Source organism: Amphritea sp. HPY (assembly GCF_050870985.1).
Lineage (GTDB): Bacteria > Pseudomonadota > Gammaproteobacteria > Pseudomonadales > Balneatricaceae > Amphritea.
In genome coordinates, this window is sequence record NZ_CP194015.1 from 1,778,298 (window position 1) to 1,797,105 (window position 18,808).

The 18,808-nt window shown below is 48.1% G+C and carries 14 protein-coding genes; 5 read left to right on the forward strand and 9 right to left on the reverse strand.

Annotated elements, in window-relative coordinates:
* Positions 1 to 12: 12 nt before the first annotated feature.
* From ACQUQM_RS08040 to puuE, 4 genes are all read right to left on the reverse strand, one after another.
* Positions 13 to 2,193 (reverse strand): malate synthase G, encoded by a 2,181-nt coding sequence (locus ACQUQM_RS08040; protein WP_432473967.1) that lies wholly within the window; start codon positions 2,191 to 2,193, stop codon positions 13 to 15.
* Positions 2,194 to 2,285: 92 nt separating this feature from the next.
* On the reverse strand, positions 2,286 to 2,816 hold the full coding sequence (locus tag ACQUQM_RS08045) for an ureidoglycolate lyase (protein ID WP_432473968.1): 531 nt from the start codon (positions 2,814 to 2,816) through the stop codon (positions 2,286 to 2,288).
* Between the two features lie 17 nt (positions 2,817 to 2,833).
* On the reverse strand, positions 2,834 to 3,847 hold the full coding sequence (gene alc, locus ACQUQM_RS08050) for an allantoicase (RefSeq protein ID WP_432473969.1): 1,014 nt from the start codon (positions 3,845 to 3,847) through the stop codon (positions 2,834 to 2,836).
* Between the two features lie 75 nt (positions 3,848 to 3,922).
* On the reverse strand, positions 3,923 to 4,846 hold the full coding sequence (puuE, locus tag ACQUQM_RS08055; protein WP_432473970.1) for an allantoinase PuuE: 924 nt from the start codon (positions 4,844 to 4,846) through the stop codon (positions 3,923 to 3,925).
* A 931-nt stretch (positions 4,847 to 5,777) separates the two neighbouring features.
* Here puuE and ACQUQM_RS08060 point away from each other — a divergent pair.
* Entirely contained in the window at positions 5,778 to 7,244 is a 1,467-nt protein-coding gene (locus ACQUQM_RS08060; protein ID WP_432473971.1) for an NCS1 family nucleobase:cation symporter-1, read from the forward strand.
* Positions 7,245 to 7,629: 385 nt separating this feature from the next.
* On the opposite strand, the gene hpaD is transcribed toward ACQUQM_RS08060, so the two are convergent.
* Positions 7,630 to 8,484, reverse strand: coding sequence for a 3,4-dihydroxyphenylacetate 2,3-dioxygenase (gene hpaD, locus ACQUQM_RS08065; RefSeq protein WP_432473972.1), 855 nt, complete (start codon positions 8,482 to 8,484; stop codon positions 7,630 to 7,632).
* Between the two features lie 132 nt (positions 8,485 to 8,616).
* Positions 8,617 to 9,675: an AraC family transcriptional regulator gene (locus tag ACQUQM_RS08070; RefSeq protein ID WP_432473973.1), complete on the reverse strand. Its 1,059-nt coding sequence runs from the start codon at positions 9,673 to 9,675 to the stop codon at positions 8,617 to 8,619.
* Positions 9,676 to 10,114: 439 nt separating this feature from the next.
* Between ACQUQM_RS08070 and ACQUQM_RS08075 the strand changes: the two genes are divergently transcribed.
* Together ACQUQM_RS08075 and ACQUQM_RS08080 are read left to right on the forward strand one after the other, a co-directional pair.
* Positions 10,115 to 13,708 carry a putative bifunctional diguanylate cyclase/phosphodiesterase gene (locus ACQUQM_RS08075; RefSeq protein ID WP_432473974.1) on the forward strand — a complete coding sequence of 1,198 codons (3,594 nt, stop codon included), beginning with the start codon at positions 10,115 to 10,117 and terminating at the stop codon, positions 13,706 to 13,708.
* 96 nt (positions 13,709 to 13,804) lie between these two features.
* Positions 13,805 to 14,275, forward strand: a complete 471-nt coding sequence (locus ACQUQM_RS08080; protein WP_432473975.1) for a nucleoside triphosphate pyrophosphohydrolase family protein — start codon at positions 13,805 to 13,807, stop codon at positions 14,273 to 14,275.
* 35 nt (positions 14,276 to 14,310) lie between these two features.
* Here the strand turns inward: ACQUQM_RS08080 and ACQUQM_RS08085 are convergent, their stop codons facing one another.
* A complete protein-coding gene (locus tag ACQUQM_RS08085) occupies positions 14,311 to 16,257 on the reverse strand; it encodes a DNA topoisomerase III (RefSeq protein WP_432473976.1) in 1,947 nt (648 codons plus the stop codon).
* Positions 16,258 to 16,473: 216 nt separating this feature from the next.
* Positions 16,474 to 16,842: a glutathione S-transferase N-terminal domain-containing protein gene (locus ACQUQM_RS08090; RefSeq protein WP_432473977.1), complete on the reverse strand. Its 369-nt coding sequence runs from the start codon at positions 16,840 to 16,842 to the stop codon at positions 16,474 to 16,476.
* A 223-nt stretch (positions 16,843 to 17,065) separates the two neighbouring features.
* On the opposite strand from ACQUQM_RS08090, the gene ACQUQM_RS08095 reads away from it, so the two are divergent.
* Entirely contained in the window at positions 17,066 to 17,710 is a 645-nt protein-coding gene (locus tag ACQUQM_RS08095; protein WP_432473978.1) for a TIGR04211 family SH3 domain-containing protein, read from the forward strand.
* A gap of 101 nt (positions 17,711 to 17,811) precedes the next feature.
* Here ACQUQM_RS08095 and ACQUQM_RS08100 read toward each other — a convergent pair whose 3' ends face one another.
* Positions 17,812 to 18,291 (reverse strand): Crp/Fnr family transcriptional regulator, encoded by a 480-nt coding sequence (locus ACQUQM_RS08100; RefSeq protein WP_432473979.1) that lies wholly within the window; start codon positions 18,289 to 18,291, stop codon positions 17,812 to 17,814.
* A gap of 151 nt (positions 18,292 to 18,442) precedes the next feature.
* Here ACQUQM_RS08100 and ACQUQM_RS08105 point away from each other — a divergent pair, with 151 nt between their 5' ends.
* Complete coding sequence (locus tag ACQUQM_RS08105) at positions 18,443 to 18,691, forward strand: GrxA family glutaredoxin (protein ID WP_432473980.1); 249 nt, start codon at positions 18,443 to 18,445, stop codon at positions 18,689 to 18,691.
* The last annotated feature ends 117 nt before the right edge of the window (positions 18,692 to 18,808 follow it).

Sequence of the window (18,808 nt, forward strand, 5' to 3'; positions counted from 1 at the left end):
CAGTGAATAACTTCAATTAACCTTAGAGGCCTTAACCTCACGTCGTCGCTGATGCAATAACAGTTCGGTATAACCGTTAGGCTGCTCGCTCCCCTTGAATACAAGGTCACAAGCGGCCTGAAACGCTATACTCCCGCTAAAGTCAGGCGCTATTTTGCGATAGGCGGGATCACCAGCATTTTGAGCATCAACCACAACAGCCATCCGCTTAAGCGTATCCAGCACCTGACTCTCGCTGCAAATTCCGTGCAATACCCAGTTAGCCAGTAACTGACTCGATATCCGTAATGTGGCCCTATCTTCCATCAAACTGACATCATTGATATCTGGCACCTTTGAGCAGCCTATACCCTGCTCAACCCAGCGCACAACATAGCCAAGAATGCTCTGTAGATTATTTTCAAGTTCGTGCTGAATGACCTTTACCTCAAGAGGAACATCAGACAACAGTGGCGGTGTCAGCAACTGTTCCAGAGAGTTCTCGGCCTGAAAATTGAATCGAGCCTGACTATCAGTAGCATTGATCTGATGGTAATGAGTTGCATGCAACGTTGCTGCTGTTGGTGATGGAACCCATGCACAGCTGGCACCAACTTCAGGATGCATTCTTTTTACCTCAAGCATGCTTTTCATCGCATCAGGCAGAGCCCACATTCCTTTACCTATCTGAGCTTTGCCTGGTAGACCACAGTTCAAACCTACATCCATATTTCGATCTTCATATGCAGAGATCCAGGGCTGGCACTTGAACTCGTCTTTAGGAACGACAGCACCAGCATGCATGGAAGTATGAATTTCATCTCCTGTACGATCAAGAAATCCGGTGTTAATAAAGAACAATCGGTTCTTCACTGCGCGTATACACTCTTTCAGGTTTGCAGAGGTCCGGCGTTCCTCATCCATAACCCCAACCTTAATCGTATACTCTTCAAGCCCCAGGGCTTCTTCCACCCGACAGAATAGCTGATCCGTAAACGCAACCTCTTCCGGACCATGCATCTTAGGCTTAACAATATATATACTGCCATGACGACTATTGCGGGATACCTTGTCTTGCCTGAGGTCATGCAAAGCACAAAGAGTCGTTACCATGGCGTCCAAAATCCCTTCTGGTACCTCTTTGCTATCTGCATCTAAAACTGCATCCGTCGTCATCAGGTGACCAACATTTCGTACCAGCATCAGACTACAACCCGGCAGATCAAAACCATCCCCCTCCGGACTGATGTAATTCCGATCACCCGCCAAAATACGCTCTGCTACTTGGCCGTTCTTGGAGACAATCTCTTTAAGATTCCCTTTCATCAGGCCAAGCCAGTTTCTATAGACCTTAACCTTATCTTCCGCATCTACGGCTGCGACCGAGTCTTCGCAATCCATAATAGTGCTTAAAGCGGATTCCAGAATTACATCTTTAACCCCGGCTGAAGACAGCTTGCCAATAAAATGCAAAGGATTAATTTTCAGCTCAATATGTAAACCGTTATTAATAAATAACAGTGTGAATTCATTGTCTGATTGATGGTAGCCAGCAAACTGAGAACAATCAGCCAGCGACGTTGATTCACCATTACCAAGCTCTATAACCAATACTTTCTTGGTATTTGCATCCGCCAGCGAATAGCCGGTTACTTCATTATGCGAACCGCTAACCAAAGGGAGGACTTCATCCAGGAAATCCATTGACCATTGAATAACCTGCTTCGCTCGATCTGTGCTGAAACCCGACTCGGGTACTTCACCCTGCTCGATAACGTCTGTGCCATAAAGAGCATCATACAGACTCCCCCAACGAGCATTCGCTGCATTCAGAGCAAAACGGGCATTATTAACCGGAACAACTAACTGAGGCCCGGCAACCTGAGCTATCTCTTTATCAACATTAGAGGTACTGATTTTAAATGGCTTACCTTCTGGCACCAGATAACCAATCTCAGAAAGAAAACTCTTGTACTCATTCATATTCAGTGACTGACCAGAACGTTGAGTATGAAAATTATCGATCTGTGCCTGAAGACTTTCCCTTTGTTCGAGTAGCTCTTTATTCTTCGGGGAGAAATCAGTGACGATCCTGGCAACATGTTTCCAAAATAGATTTGCTTCGATTCCCGTTCCTGGCGCAATTTCACTTTCGATAAGGTCGTATAACGCTGAAGAAATCTGCAAGCCCTCAATACTAATTCTGTGGTTCATGTTGTTACACTCTCTTTGCTTCGCATGCTGATCTGCCCAGACAGAGCTACTTTAAGTTTTAGTGAATAAAAGAATCCCTTCCATTTAACACACTATTCCCTGTCGACTGGCTGACTACCCTGACCGTATTCCACAATAATTTGAGAGTCTGCTCCGAAGAAAAACTCATCACAGTTATTACCCTCTCCAGCCCGATCAATAATGATAAATTCCTGATCAGGCTTTAAGGCCAGTACGGGGTGATGCCAGACACCTCGGTGGTAATTGACCCCCTGCCCTCCGTTCGTCTGAAACAGCCGTAGCTTATCCTGAGAAACCTCTTCACCAAGCGGCGCAACTAACACCAGAAAAGGTTCTCCCCCAACAGGGATAAACGTCTGACTCCCCAGCGGATGCCGTTCCATCATTTTCACAGATAACGACATCTGCAAAGGTTGAGCTCTGAAAATACTGACAATAGGTCGCCCTTTCTCTGCTGAAACATCAATGTTGGCAAGATCATGAAAACGCTCGGTTGAGCCATTATTAATAGAGAAATGCTGACTCCCCTCGGTTTCAATGACATCGCCAAATGGCTCAAAGGCCTGTTTCGTCAATAACTCAACATTCAGGATAAATTTCATCAGCCAGCTCACCTAAATTAGTTAGTCTTATCTACAACACCGAACAAACGCAGACGACTGATTCCGCCATCCGGGAATATATTGATGCGCACGTGCGTAATAGCACCAATTTCATTCACTTCAGATTCAAATGCGTGCTCGCTGTGCATTTCAAGTTTCTGAGAGGGTAATAGCTCTTTCCAGAACAGGCTTTGGGTCTCAATCTGTTCATCCGTCCCACCCTTAACATACGCCCCTTGTATAGAGCAGCTATCAGGGTAATTACCCTTAAAATGCAGGGTATCAACCACTACCTTATCAATCGCTCCGGGATGACCTAATGCCACAATTACCCAATCGTTGCCGGGAGTACGTCGTCGTGCAGTCTCCCAACCATCGCCCATATTCACGCCACGGCCGGGATTGAGAATATTCCCCATACGACCGAAATGCTCATCGCTACACGCGATTGCACGACCACCATTGATGGCTGCAACCAAATCAACTGACTCACTTTCAGACTGTAGAGACCAGTCACGGTAGGGAACGCCATAAACTCTTAGGCGTGCGACACCACCGTCAGGATAAATATTGAATCTTATGTGGGTCCAGGGACGGCTATCCTGAATCGCATGTAGATGGTGGCTATCCCCCTGAAGCGCAATTGATGGAAGAATTTCCTCCCACTCGGTTGCCTCGATAGGGTCTCCGCTGGCGCAGTAACACGCCTCAATGGAGGCTGAAGGTGGAAAATTGCCGGTAAAGTAGCGCGTATCAATATCTACCCCCTTAATAACGCCAGGCACCCCGAGTCGAATAATCGCACGATCATAGCCTTCAAAACGCTTACGACGGGACTCCCAACCATCCATCCACTTACCGTTATCGTCGAACACACCTTCCTTCCAGACGGGCTCATCGGCCTGCAACATTCGATTCACATCGGCAAACCAATCGTCGGTGACAAAAATGGCCTTAGCACCCAGGCGAGCGTCTGCAAGGTTGGTCCACTTGGTAGAATCGAAACTATCTTGATTTAAAACTTGTTCCATTATCATTTCCATAAATTCGGCATATCTACCGCTCAATGGCATCAAGGCCTGGCGGACAACTTAAGTAAGTGCGTGTTATTCAGCAGCACTCTGCTCACAAGGATGGTGCTTGTGCCAGTGACGTGCGATATCAATACGGCGACACAACCAGACATCCCGATGTTGTTGCACATACTCGAGAAACCGAGCCAAAGCAGCGATGCGCGCCGGCCGACCTACAAGACGACAATGCAAACCTATCGATAGCATTTTTGGACTCTCGGCACCCTCAGCATATAAAGTGTCAAACGCATCCTTGAGATAAGTGAAAAACTGATCTCCACTATTGAATCCCTGATTACTGGCGAAGCGCATATCGTTTGTATCCAGGGTATAAGGAATGGTTAACTGGTTACGGCCTCCCAGTTCAGACCAATAAGGGAGATCATCATCATAAGTATCAGATTCATATAAAAAGCCGCCCTCTTCTGCCACCAAGCGGCGAGTATTTGGACTGGTCCTGCCTGTATACCAGCCCAGGGGGCGCTCACCGGTAATATCGGTCAGAATCTGGATCGCCTTCTGAATATGCTCACGCTCTTCCTCTTCGCTCATATCCTGATAATTAATCCACCGATATCCATGACTACATATTTCATGGCCGGCTTTAGCCATTGCCTTAATAACCTCAGGATGACGCTCCGCAGCCATCGCAACAGCAAAAATAGTGAGCGGTATGTCATGCTTCTCAAATAGCCTTAACAGACGCCAAACACCGGCACGGCTGCCATACTCATAGATAGACTCCATACTCATATGCCGAGCCCCCGGCAACGGCTGTGCACCTACTATTTCTGAAAGAAAAGCTTCTGATTCGTCATCCCCATGCAAAACACAGCGCTCACCACCTTCTTCGTAATTCAGAACAAATGAAACCGCTACCCGGGCATTCATTGGCCATTTAGGGTTAGGAGGCGTGTGACCATAACCAACCAGATTTCTGTCATATCCAAGACTCATACTAAACACCTCATCTACTGAATATTTATTATTAATTGAGATTTATGATCGCGCCTTTTGAGCTACAAAAAATGGCAAAACAAGACAACCACAACGACCAATGTTCATTAAACATAGACCTGATTGTGCACAAACACAACACTTTTTGTTAATAATTAGCCCGACGATAGCTTTCACAATCTGATAAAAGCAAAACGGAATGCGCCAATCACTTGTGAAAAGCCGCCCTCAGCCCTTCCTTGTTAACCGCCCACTAGCTGCTACAGCGAATAGCTAACAAATGAACGATACAAACATAATGGGAATACGCGTTGTTAATTATCAAATTTACAAGGCAAAAGTGACCCTGAAACTATCTCATAAGACTGTGACTACAGAGCGCTGACTATCTTCGGGCACAATACCAACAGGCTGCCTAAGACCTTCTATTGCTACCCGGACCTCAGCCAATGGTCTGCCATGCTATCCACCAGGCTCTTGGGGGAGCCTCTCCCCTTAATAGCTGGTTGTCATACTCACCTAAATTCAAGACAGCTATTCAGGAGATCTTTGTTCAACCCGGAAAGTACAAAATAAGCCCGTATACGAATATATCGATCCTGATGGAGATGAATCAAAAAGAAAAACCAGATTGCGAAAACCCAGATTGTTGACTTAACATGACCACGCTGCTAACAATATAATAGAAGTTTGAATACATATAGCTTTACATTTGTACCACTTCAAGCGATACACAATGAAAACATTGACAATGACTGGAGCTACCCGACATAAGAGATCGGACTCAAGTTCAGCGAAGAACTCTTCGAAAATAAAAGAACAAGAGGTAATACCATGCAGTACCATTTGAGAGTAGCGCATTTCGCTTTGCGTCAAAGCAAGACTGTTATCCCCCGTATACCAGAAAACTCTGTATCCATGGGAGGTAACCATGTCTGAGAATCTAGAAATTAAAAATATTGACCCAAACCTTTACAACGAAGACCTGGCGCCGATTAAAGAGAAGGATCGTAAATGGGGTGCTTTTGAAATATTCAATGTTTGGGCCAATGACGTTCAGAGTCTGTTTGGCTATACCCTGGCGGCCTCATTATTCATTGCATATGGATTAAATGGATGGGCTGTTATGGCAGCTATTATCTGTGCTGCAATCCTGGTTATGTACTTATGTAACTTAACAGGTATACCCAGCGTAAAGTACGGCATTCCGTGTCCTGTTATGGCGCGAGCCAGTATGGGTGTAAAGGGCGCTAACTTCCCCGCCATGATGCGTGCGATTGTTGCCATCTTCTGGTACGGAGTGCAAACTTACTTCGCGTCCACGGCTGTTACACTACTGATTAATGCCTTGTTCGGCACCAGCGGAGGCGAAGAATATCTGGGAATGACGGCTATTGGCTGGTTCTCGTATATCTTAGTTTGGTTCCTTCAGCTATATATGTTCCTGAAAGGAATTGACTGGATTACCCGCTTCCTGAACTGGGCAGGCCCTTTCGTTTACGCCGTAATGATCGCACTGATGATCATGATCTGGGTTGAAGCTGGTGATCAGATGCTTCCTGCCGTCAATGATATATTCAAAGGAACCGGTGACTATGAGGGCGGACCCGTTATGGCTTTCCTCGCGATTATGGGAACGATGATCGCCTACTTTGCTGCAGTAGTTATCAATTTTGGCGACTTCTCCCGCTTTGTTAAAACAGAAGGAGAGCTAAAGAAGGGTAACTGGTGGGGTCTTCCAGCTAACGTGGCTGTATTCTCCTTTATCGCTCTGTTTGTTACCGCAGGCACCGTAGTACTCTTCGGTGAAACCCTGACAAACCCAGCAGATATCATAGAGCGGGTTGGTAGCCTGCCGCTGACGATCATTGCTTCTATCTGTTTCTTCGCAGCAACTATCGGTATCAACCTGGTCGCCAACTTTGTGCCACCTGCTTACGGTTTAGCCAACCTTGCTCCGAGCAAGATTAATTTCCGTATGGGCGGTCTTATCACTGCCGTACTGTCATTCTTCATCGGCGCACTATGGGTTTCCGTAATCAGCAAGATGGGAATTGCCAGCTTCGTTAACACTCTCGGTGCGGTACTGGCACCTATCTACGGCATCATGGTCGTGGATTACTATCTGGTGAGAAAGCAGAAGCTGAATCTTGAAGACCTGTTTTCTTCAGCACCAGAAGGCGAGTATCACTACAATAATGGCTTTAATAATAAGGCGCTTCAATCATTCGCTATTGCCGCTATTTTCTCCGTGGGTACTGTCTGGGTACCCGCCCTGGAAGCTATGGCCGGCTTTGGATGGGTAGTAGGCGCAATACTTGGCGGACTTGTTTACCGACTACTTATGGGCAAGTCAGAGGTTATAGTTATGGGAGACGAAGTAGAATCTAAAATCTAATATAGCTCCACAATCCCAAAAGCCAGCACTGAGAAATCAGTGCTGGCTTTCTTATAAGTAATATACGACCGGCTCAGCAACTAATTAGAGTTAGCAAGATACCAAAGGCGACACACCGTTCAGCCATGGCTTAATAACTTTAAGCTTAAATCCTGTATTACCGCCTTTATCTAAGCAGATTGAATAATTCATCAAACCTGCGCCCCCCTTAGGGAACCTGCGATTAAGTCCACCACAAGCGTTATAGCAACTACGAAAGGCTGGTCGATTCAATCCGTAAAAAAGAAAAAGGGGCGCTGCGCCCCTTTTTTAGTACTGCTTAACAATGCTTATTGCTAACTATTCAATCCTGCAAAACAGGAACAGTCTCTTGTTGGGCTGTTGCTCAAGAAGTCACCGGAAATAACACATTGCACTGACCAGTACCGGAGCTTGGAAAGTACTCAGTCATCATTTCGCCCTGACCTTCATATTTGTCCCAGCCCAACAGGCCGAACAGCATAGCGGTATCGTGCATGCCACCCTCACCGGAACAGTCCTCGGCATATTTCGGCATAATCTCCAGGAAGTCTTTAATACGCCCTTTCTTCCACATATCCAACACCATCAGATCGGTTTCCTGATTCAATGGACGGCTGATCTTAAACAGATAGTCACTGACATCTTTATTAGGCGGGATGCGGTGTGAAAGTGAACCGCTGGCCAGGAATGCAACTTTCTTACCCGACTTTTTCACCGCTTCAAGAATTGATTCACCGACAATTTTTGATTCTTCCAGCTCAGCGTCATACATCCAGCCGGCAACTGAAACTATCTTAATATCGGTGCCGATGCCCATATAACGTAGTGGCACCAGCGTTCCATACTGAACTTCTAAAGTGTCTACTTCGTGGTGACAAAGGGTTGTAACACCATTCTCGGTCGCAGTATCGGCGATAAGCTGACCCAGCTCAGGATCACCAACATGGTTATATTCCATATTATTCAGGAAGTGGGGAAATTCAGTACTGGTAAACAGACCCGACATATCAGGCTTGGCATTAATGTGATAACCCGCGTTAACCAACCAATGGGTATCAGCAACTACGATAGTATCAACCCCGCGCTCGCGGCACAGGTCACCGATCTGACGCAGGCCTTCGATCGCTTCCTTCCGAATCCCGTTAAGCGGCCCTTCCTGCTCAGAAATAAACATAGACGGTACATGTGTAACTTTCGCTGCCAGAACAACTTCGCCCATAACAAACCTCACTTATTATTGTTAATTTATTAATCAATATGCAGCAAGTATACGAATGTTCTGTTTTGTACCTTTGCCATTTAAAGCAAAGCTTTTACCATTTAAGACAAGAGGGGATATATTTTTGGCAGGTTACTGCACAGTGAAGCGCCGCCGGAACAGGGTGGGGCTTTCTCCGGCCCAGCGTTTAAAAGCTCGGTTGAGATGAGCCGGATCTGAAAAACCCAGCGAATAGGCTATTTCAGTAATACTCTGACGGGAATACTGCAGATACTGCCGCGCCAGTTCTTCCCGGATCTGATCACGAATTTTCTGGAGCGTAGTGCCGTTCAGGGTAAGCTGATACTGAAGCGTTCTGGCTACCATACCCAGTTCATCAGCCACATCATCAAGGGTCGTCAGGCCCAGCGGCATCAGATTTATCAGTGCATTGCGTACCTGGCTACAGAGATCATTCATCTGAAAGCGCTGCAGGTACTCCTCGACAAGTTGATCGTTCTGTTCGGCCAGCAAACGATTTCCAGTAGGCAAGATCTGATCCAGCTGATCAGCATCTAATATCAGGCTGTTATCAGAGGCGCCAAAGTTAACCGGACAATTGAAATAGTCCTGCCATAATTGTGGCTGGTGCGGCGTTTCACGGGTAAAACTGACACTAAGGGGAGCAAATGACTGATCCGACATCTCACGAAACATTTTAACCACCGCCCCGAGAAAATAGTCAACGCCCTCTTTAGCAACCAGTGGCGTATTCTCAGACTGCTTTACCTGCATAGTAAAACGGTAACCAACGGGCTGTTCTGCCGGTTGCAATGACAGTCGGCAACCATCATTGAGTAACACTTCAAAGCGCACCATCCTGTCTAACGCAGCGTGAAGGCTATTGCTGGCCCAGAGCGAAAAACCAAGCGCATGAAAAGTGGTAGGACATACATAACCTGCGACCTGTAATCCGATATTTTCCTGACCTGTTTCAGCTAAAGCGATCGCCCATAACTTCCGGGTATGGTCAGAGCTGAAGCGAACATCCGCATCATTCTTCTGAGACAGATCGACCCCTGCCGCTTTTAAAAGCTGATCGCCATTGTAGCCTAATGCATTCAGAGCCCGGCCCACGGCTACAGACCAGCCACCCACTACACTGGAAGATTGTTTGCTGGTAATACAGGATTGCTTATCACTTTCTATCATTTTGACCGACGACACTTTTCGATTACCCGGCTTAGTTAACCGTTTGTTGAATAAACAACAGTTTCCAATTCACTACACCATTAAAACAGACACCGATATCATAGCCGAGAATCTAGCTGAAGCTTATGACCTGCCGCACAAGCATCAGAAATAATTAACATATTCGATATTTTCAACGAAATTGTTTTGAACATTGATCGCAAAAGATGCCAGATCAAATTAATTACCTGCTACATATACTCTGCGTATTCAGCAATTAATCCAGTTACTACGCCCTCTATCCTTCCTATCCATATGGTTCAGCCAGAACTGCCCAACAGTGATCACAGTTTCCCCAATTTGGTTATATTTCTGTAATTATTGGTTATGCACTAACCTATAATGTGTTGTTTTAGACTCGATCACTAAGCTTCAACCAATAAGCAGAAAGGGAATTCGCTTGTCATTCAATTACATCAACAGCATTCGCGGCAAACTGATCAGCATTTTTATTTTTATAAAAGTGATCCCCCTGATCGTGATCGCACTGTTTGCCTGGCAAGCCGCCACCGTGCTGAGTGAAGATGTTACCGACCGTTCAGCTGAGATGGCCGATGGTATGCTGGATACCATTCAGAAGGTTGGTGATACCGTTATTCATGACAGCACCGAGGCGCTGGATGACCGCTCCCAGGAAGCGATAGAGCGACTGACCACCGATACCGCCCAGGCAGTGGCCCGTTTTTTATACCAGCGGGATCAGGACATCCTTCTCGCCGCTACGCTGCAACCCTCTATTGATAGTTATCGCAATTTTCTGAGTAACCGTAACCGCGCGCTGTACCAACATGGCGCCTGGCAGTTAGCTGAAGACCAACAGAGCTGGGTTCCTGTTAACAGCAGCAATGATCCTCTGACAGAAAACACTACGACCGTTAACAATAATCAGGCAGAACTTATAGATAACGGTCGACGTTTTACTTACCGCCCGCCTGAAGGAATTGGCCAGCGAAAAAATACACCATTATATCGCGAGATCACAGTCATCGGCCTCGACGGCCAGGAACAATTCAACGTAAGTAATGACGGTCAGGCCGGCCAGCTGATAGACACCCGGGACAGATTACAAACCTTCGCCAAAGCGGAAACCTACTGGCCGGAACTACAGGCTCTGCAACCGGGGCAGATATACGTCTCTGAAGTGATCGGAGAGTATGTCAAAAGCTCGGTCATCGGACCTTATACTCCGGCGACCGCCGCTGCGGCAGGAATCGAGTATGCCCCTGAACAGTCGGCCTATGCCGGCAAGGAGAACCCGCTCGGAAAACATTTTCAGGGCATCATTCGCTGGGCAACACCGCTAGTCAGTGATGGCAAGATCACCGGTTATATTACGCTGGCCCTGGATCATGACCATATTCGTCAGTTCACCGATCGAATTCTGCCTACCGGGGAACGTTACACCCCGATAGCCGCTGCCAGTGAAGGTAACTACGCTTTTATGTGGGACTACAAGAACCGTGCGATCTCCCACCCAAGAGATTACTTTATTCACGGCTATAACAGCACCACAGGATTACCCGAAACACCCTGGCTGGACCAGAATCTGTACCAGCAATGGCAAGCGTCTGGCCTGCCTTCGCAGCAATTTCTGGCAGGCGCCCCGATATTCAACCAACCTTCTCGTGACAAAAAACCTGCCCAGGCGCTTGTCCGGCAAGGCACGGTCGCCCTGGACTGTCGTTATCTTAACTTCTCACCCCAGTGTCAGGGCTGGCATCAGCTGACCCGTGACGGCGGTTCGGGCTCGTTTCTGATCTATTTCAGCGGCCTGTGGAAATTTACCACTGCAGCAGCAATCCCCTATTACACCGGTCGCTATGGCGACACAGGTAAAGGATTTGGCATTGTGACTATCGGTGCAAACTTCAATGAATTTCACCAGGCGGCGGTAGACTCAGGCAATAGCATCTCGAATACCATTACCGACGAAATAATGCATTACGGAAAACAGCGCGACGCGTTAACTAAGGCGATCAGCCGGCAACTTAACAATTCAACGCTGGAACTGACGATATCGACCGCGATTCTGGTGCTGATTGTTATCGCCATCGCTTTCTGGATGGCGAACGCCCTGACCCGCCGAATTACAACGGTCAATCAGGGCATTCAGGAGTTCCATAACGGTAATCTCAAGCACCGGCTTGAGGTTAACAGCCAGGATGAGATGGGGCAGCTGGCCGGCTCTTTCAATGCCATGGCCGGCACGATTGAAGACTCAATCAAACAGATGAGCGAAGAGATCAGCCTGCGCCGCAAGAACGAACAACAGCTACGGGTTGCCGCCGTTGCTTTTGAAACTCAGGAAGGTATGTGCATTACTGATGCCGATAATGTCATCCTTAGCGTTAATCAGGCGTTTACTGAGATAACCGGTTACATCGCTGAAGAAGCGATCGGTCAAACGCCAAAAATCCTGCGTTCCGGGAATCATACGGCAGAGTTTTATATGCAGATTAAGGATCAGGTACACAGTATTGGTCAGTGGCAGGGGGAGATCTGGTGCCAGCGCAAGAACGGAGAGATCTTCCCTGAATGGCTGACAATCACCGAAGTTACCGACGGCGATGGCAAGGTAACTCATTATGTCAGGGCGCTGACCGATATCAGCGAACGTAAAGCATCAGAGGAACATATCAAACAACTGGCATATTTTGACTCACTGACCAACCTGCCTAATCGCAGGCTGCTCACAGACCGCCTCGAACAGGCTATTCAGGCAGCCCGGCGGCACGGCGACGAAGGTGCTCTGCTGTTCATCGATCTGGACAATTTTAAAGCGCTCAACGATACCGCGGGCCATCATCACGGTGATATTTTGTTACAGCAGGTCGCCGAACGCCTAAGTAAGCTGGTTCGCAAGACCGATACAGTGGCCCGCTTTGGCGGCGATGAATTTGTCGTTATGCTGACCGACCTGGCACCGGAGCGGGATGCCGCAATGGTGCAGATTCAGCACATCAGCGAGAAAATTCTTGAGACACTGAATCAGCCCTACAGTTTTGCCGGCTTTGAACATCACAGTACGCAGAGTATCGGTATCACCCTGTTCTCCGACAATAATCAAACCGGCATTGAGCAGCTGATGCAACGGGCCGATCTGGCGATGTATCAGGCCAAAGCCGCCGGACGTAATGCGATCCGTTTCTTTGACCCGCAGATGCAGGCCGCCGCCAACTCCCGGGCTGAACTGGAAGCCGACCTGCATATTGCATTAAGAGAGCAACAGTTTCAGCTACACTACCAACCCCAGGTCGATAGTCTGGGGAAAATTATCGGTTTCGAGGCACTTATCCGCTGGCACCACCCTGACAAAGGGATGATATCGCCGTTAGATTTTATCCCGGTGGCAGAAGAGACCGGTCAGATCCTGCCGATTGGCTTATGGGTTCTGGAAACCGCCTGCGAACAGCTAAAAAAATGGCACGAGAAACCTCAATACTGTCAGCTTACCGTATCGGTAAATGTCAGTACCCGGCAATATCAGCAAGTTGATTTTGTCGCCAGGGTCATCGATATAGTACTGCGCCATGGCATCGACCCTGTCCGGCTCCACCTGGAACTGACAGAGAGCGTACTGTCGGACAACATCGACGATATCGTCAGTAAAATGTGGCAACTCCGGGAGATCGGTATCGGCTTTGCGCTGGATGACTTCGGTACCGGCTACTCATCCCTCAGTTACCTCAAGAAGCTACCGTTGGACTACCTGAAAATCGATCAGTCCTTCGTCAGAGACCTGCTTACCGATGCCAATGATGCGGTGCTGGCCCAGACTATTATCGGGCTGGCCTACAGCATGAATATCGGCGTCATCGCAGAAGGCGTAGAAACCGAAGAGCAGCGGCAGCGGCTGTTTGATTACCGCTGTAATACCTATCAGGGATACCTGTTTGGCCGCCCGCTTCCGGTTGATCAGCTAGTGTTTGATGCTGTAACTGACAATGCTGCATCAGCCACTGTTCCCGAGGTGGATGTAACACCTGACAATTGACAGTAAATCAATATTGCAGCGCTCCCTGTTTAACGTCATCATAGGCCGCCTATAACAGCCTGCAACGGCCCAGAAACCTTAATTAAACGGAAAACCATGAGTAACTTCAGCGACGTATCCTATCTCAATACTGTATTTGGTAACCTTAAGGGCGATCTGACCGATCCCAACTGGGAAAAGGCAGGTAAGCAACTACACCTGATTCAGGAAGAGTTGGCGGAACTGGTTGAGGGAATTGAAAACCATGATCTTTCTGAAATCCGCGATGCGATCGCCGATGTCCTGGTAACCACCTATGGCATGGCACACATTCTGGGTGTTGATGCAGATAAAGATATGGCGACGGTACAGGCCAGCAACCTGTCAAAACTCTGTAAATCGGAAACCGAAATTGAGCAGACCCTGGCTTATTACCGCAATGAAGTAGGCCTTGAGGTATACAACGGTGGTGAGCTACCGGAAGCTTTCATCAAATCAGCGCAGGATCAGACCGGTAAAGACGGTAAATTTTATCCGGCCCACAAATTCCTGAAATCGGTTAGCTGGCATGAGCCTCGGTTTGATTAAAAGTCAAACTGACTGTTGAATAATAAAACCGCAGCTCAGACTGCGGTTTTTTTATATTGTCGCTTCTGCTTTACCGTTTTAGTTCTTCCACCAGTCGACTTTTTACGCCGTCTGGTGGCTTTCGGCGGTGACATCGACCTGATTGACTCGGGTATCCGAACCGTGGCCGATTGCTCAATCAGCTGTTTCAGCGTGCCATTTAACGGCTGCATAAAACCACTGTAGTTACTCTTTTTCTGGCAGATATCATCCAGCGACACTTCCCATAGCGCCGTCATATCCGGTGTTGTTGCGCTATCCGGCAGGCAACTGATCAGCGTTACGCCAACCTCTGTGGCCCGAATCGCTTTACCTTCACGACGCAAAAAGCCCCGTTTAAACAGCAGTTCAATAATACCGGCCCGGGTCGCCTCTGTGCCCAGGCCATCAGTTTCTTTCAAAACTTTACGAATTTCAGGGTCGGTAACATAGCGGGCAATACCGGTCATCGCCGAGAGCAGTGTCGCGTCGGTAAAGTGTTTCGGCGGCTGGGTCTGCTTTTCATCGATTCGGGCTGACGGACAATGCAACTGCTGGCCTTTTTGTAATTCAGGCAAACTGCTGCTGCGCTCCTGGCTTTTACTGTTAAGTAACGGCTTCCAGCCCGACTCAAGGGTCTGATGGGCTGCCGCTACAAACAACCCGCCTTCAATATCGATATCCACCCGGGTATCGAAATACAGGTAATCCGCGGCAAACTGTGCCAGGTAGTAGCGACAGATCAGATCATAGAGCCAGGCTTCGTCGCGACTCAAACGTGTAACACTCATGGTCCGTTGAGTTGGGATTATGGCGTGGTGGGCCGACACTTTGCTGTCGTTCCAGGCAAGGCTGCGACGACCACTATCCAACTGCGGACGGAAGGCCTCGAGATCGGGATTATTCTGATACAGCGATGTCATCACCTGCCCCGCTTCAGCATGATGTTCCGCTGGCAGATAACGGCAATCGGAACGTGGGTAAGTAATCAGTTTATGCCTTTCATACAACCCCTGGCACAGATCCAGTACCTGCTTAGCGCTGAGATTAAAGCGCTTTGCGGCCTCGATCTGCAATGAGGAAAGGCTGAAAGGCAACGGCGCGCGTTGCTTCTTCTGTTTCTGTTGCAGCTCAGTAATCCTGGCTGGCTTATCGGTCACCCGTTGCTGTACATTTTCAGCCAGTTGTTTTGACATCACCCGCCCCTCATCATCCTGATAAGGGCGGCAATTTTCACTGGGTTTCCAGCTGGCCTCAAATGTTTCCCCAGCCTCAGTCTGCAACACGGCAACCACTTCATAGAATGGTTTCGAGACAAAACCGGCGATACTCTGATCCCGCCTGACAACCAAGCCGAGCAGTGGTGTTTGCACCCGGCCAACGGATAACACGCCATTGTAGCCCGCCTGACGGCCACGAATGGTATAGGCCCTGGTCATATTGATGCCGTACAGCCAATCAGCGCGAGACCGCGCCAACGCAGACACGGATAACGGTATAAATTCACTATTTGATTGCAGTTGCGACAGCGCTTTGCGCACCGCATTAGCATTCAGGTCACTGATCAGACAACGCTGCACCGCCTGCTTCTTTGCGCTACTGGCACCAAGGTAGTCGATCACCTCATCCACCAGCAGTTGCCCCTCACGGTCAGGGTCGCCGGCATGAACCAGCTGGTCGCTCTGCTTAATCAGCTTACGTAACACCGATAGCTGTTTGCGGGTTTTAGAACGCGGCTTGAGTTGCCATTGTTCGGGGATAATCGGCAGATGCTCAGAGCGCCAGGACTTTAGCTGTGGATCATATTCATCGGGATCCGCCTGTTCCAGCAGATGACCCAGACACCAGCTGACAATATCGCCGTTGCCCGCCTCAATATAGCCCTCATGCTTGCGCTGGGGCTTAGGTAAAACCTCTGCGATGGCCCGCGCCAGACTGGGTTTTTCTGCAATATAGAGAATCATCGATAAAACCGGTGTGTTAACTGCTAAATACTGTTTATTTATACAGCCAGAACAATACCCTAGTCAGAGGCCCGATGCCACTGCCCCCTGTCGTAATTAGAATGCCAATGAACAAATTAGCTACGAATCAGACGCAAAAAAGGCAGCTAAAGCTGCCTTGTCGTTAACTTGCCAGTTAACTTAATTGTTCACTTACCGTCAATCTGTCAGCACCGCTCAGGAGCTGACATATGATTTCTCAAGATATGCGATGATATCCGACGATTCGTACATCCAGCTAGGCTCGCCCGATGAATCCTCGATGCGCAAACAAGGTACTTTTAGTTTTCCGCCGCCGGTTTGTAACTCTTGTTTGAACTGATCGTTACGCTTAGCATCGCGAATCTCAATATTCAGACCATTACGGCGTAATGAGCGACGTACTTTGACGCAGAACGGGCACGCCTCGTACTGATACAGAGCAAGATGTGCGGTACGCTGATCGAGTTCCTGTTGCGCTTCAGCAGAGCGTTGCATCGCCCGCGGCCGAAAAATTGCATTAAGTAACAGGATTAAGCGTCCTAACAGCCAACGAATAATTGCCACAACAGGCCCTCCAAAAAAATGAGGCGGGATTATAGCATGGCTTAAACCTGTTTTTTCCACTCTTTTATGTGATTCCAGACATATGCCCCTTTATTGCGGCACATATTCAACGTAAACTCCCGCTGAACTTTTTGACTCATCCTGGGTCAACTCTGGATCAGCTTTACCTTCTTACCTTGGGGGGGGGAGGAAAGATGCCCATACCAATAGAAACAGGAACGCTATGTACCCTCAACATTTGCCGAACGCTACCGCCGACACATCTTCTGCTAGCCGACTGATACGATCTTTCTACACTTTCGTATTCGCCGCGATAGTCGTAACTTTCTCAACTTACGCAACTACAAGCTTCGCAGCGCCCGCTTATATCAGTGATGATGTGTATACCTTTTATCATGGTGGGCCAAGTGATCAGTACAAAATCTCCGGTCGAATCCGTAGCGGCACGGCGATCACAATCCTGAAACGAAACACTGCGACTAAGTACGTCCAGATCAAGACCCCAAGTGGCCGTACCGGCTGGATTCATGAAGATAATGTTACCGCGGGTACATCCCTTTCGGTTCGCTTCCCCGGCTTACAGGAACAACTGAAAAGCAGTGAAGCAATGCTGACACAGCAGACTGAAGAGATCAGGGCTCTGAAGCAACAAAGTGGCGGGCTGGAACAGCAAAACAGCGGCTATTCACAGAAAATAGCCGCATTGGAAGAGCAGATTGTGACCCTTAACCGATCCATCGACGGCATGGACGAAAGCAATCTGATGCGTTGGTTTACCTACGGTGGCCTGGTCGCATTCGGCGGTCTGATTCTGGGTCTGATGATTCCCTTCCTGCCGAAGCGCCGCAAACGTCGCGACACCTGGTAAACCACGGTACCCGGTAAGTTATTCCATTTCTGAAATAACAAAAAGGGCTGCCCTACTGGCAGCCCTTTTTGTTAAATACAGCTTGTTATATAGGGTAAGTTTCAGGAAGAGGCTTCAGTATCCCGCTCCATCTGCAGAACCAACTGATCATCGGTGTCACGAAGACGCCTGCTGAGATCCCGCGCCATATTCATAAAGATCAGGGTATATTGTTCAGGATCGGCCTGATAAACCGAAAATAACTGATCGGCTTTGATCTCTACCACCCGACACTCTTCCACCGCACATACATTACCGCTGCGCGGATAGACACCTAACAAGGCCATCGCACCAAAACATTCGCCGGGACTGAAGGTTCTTATCTGATAATGCGTACCGGACTCTCCCTGCTTATAGAGAACAGCCTTGCCTGTTTCAACGACAAAAGCTGAATCGCCCCGTTCACCTTCAACGAAGAAACTCTCACCGGCTTGCTTAATCACATAGCGGCTTCCTTCCAATATCAGCTTAACGATATCTTCACGCAATCCACCAAAAACCGGCATATCTTTCAGCCGGTGGATCGGAATATTTTCTGGCACAACATAACCTGCTTCAGTCAATTTGGTATCATTCTAAACTATGTTTGCAGCGGCGATAACCTCTGCCTATCTAAAATATAAAAAAAGGCAATTGGCACCCTGCTGCTAATACTGTTTTAATACATTCAAACAAAGTTCAGGAGATAATGAAATGCAACGAATTACTATATTTGGCCGGCCAGGCTGTGGTTTTTGTACCCGGGCAAAACAGCTCTGCGAAATCAAAGAACTGGACTTCCGCTATATCGATATCCATGCAGAGAACATCAGCAAAGAAGACCTGGAAAAGACCATCGGTAAGCCGGTTACAACCGTACCCCAGATCTTTCACGGCCAGCAGCATATTGGTGGCTTTACTGAATTTTCTGCCTTTATTGAAGAGCAGGAAAGTACAGTATAAAACTGCCCGATAACATTCTCCTGAGTAACTGCGGCAGCCCTACAGCGAATTTTATTCCTGATTCCCTGCAACACACTCCAGCAAAAAGCCCCTCAACTGAGGGGCTTTTTAATGCTT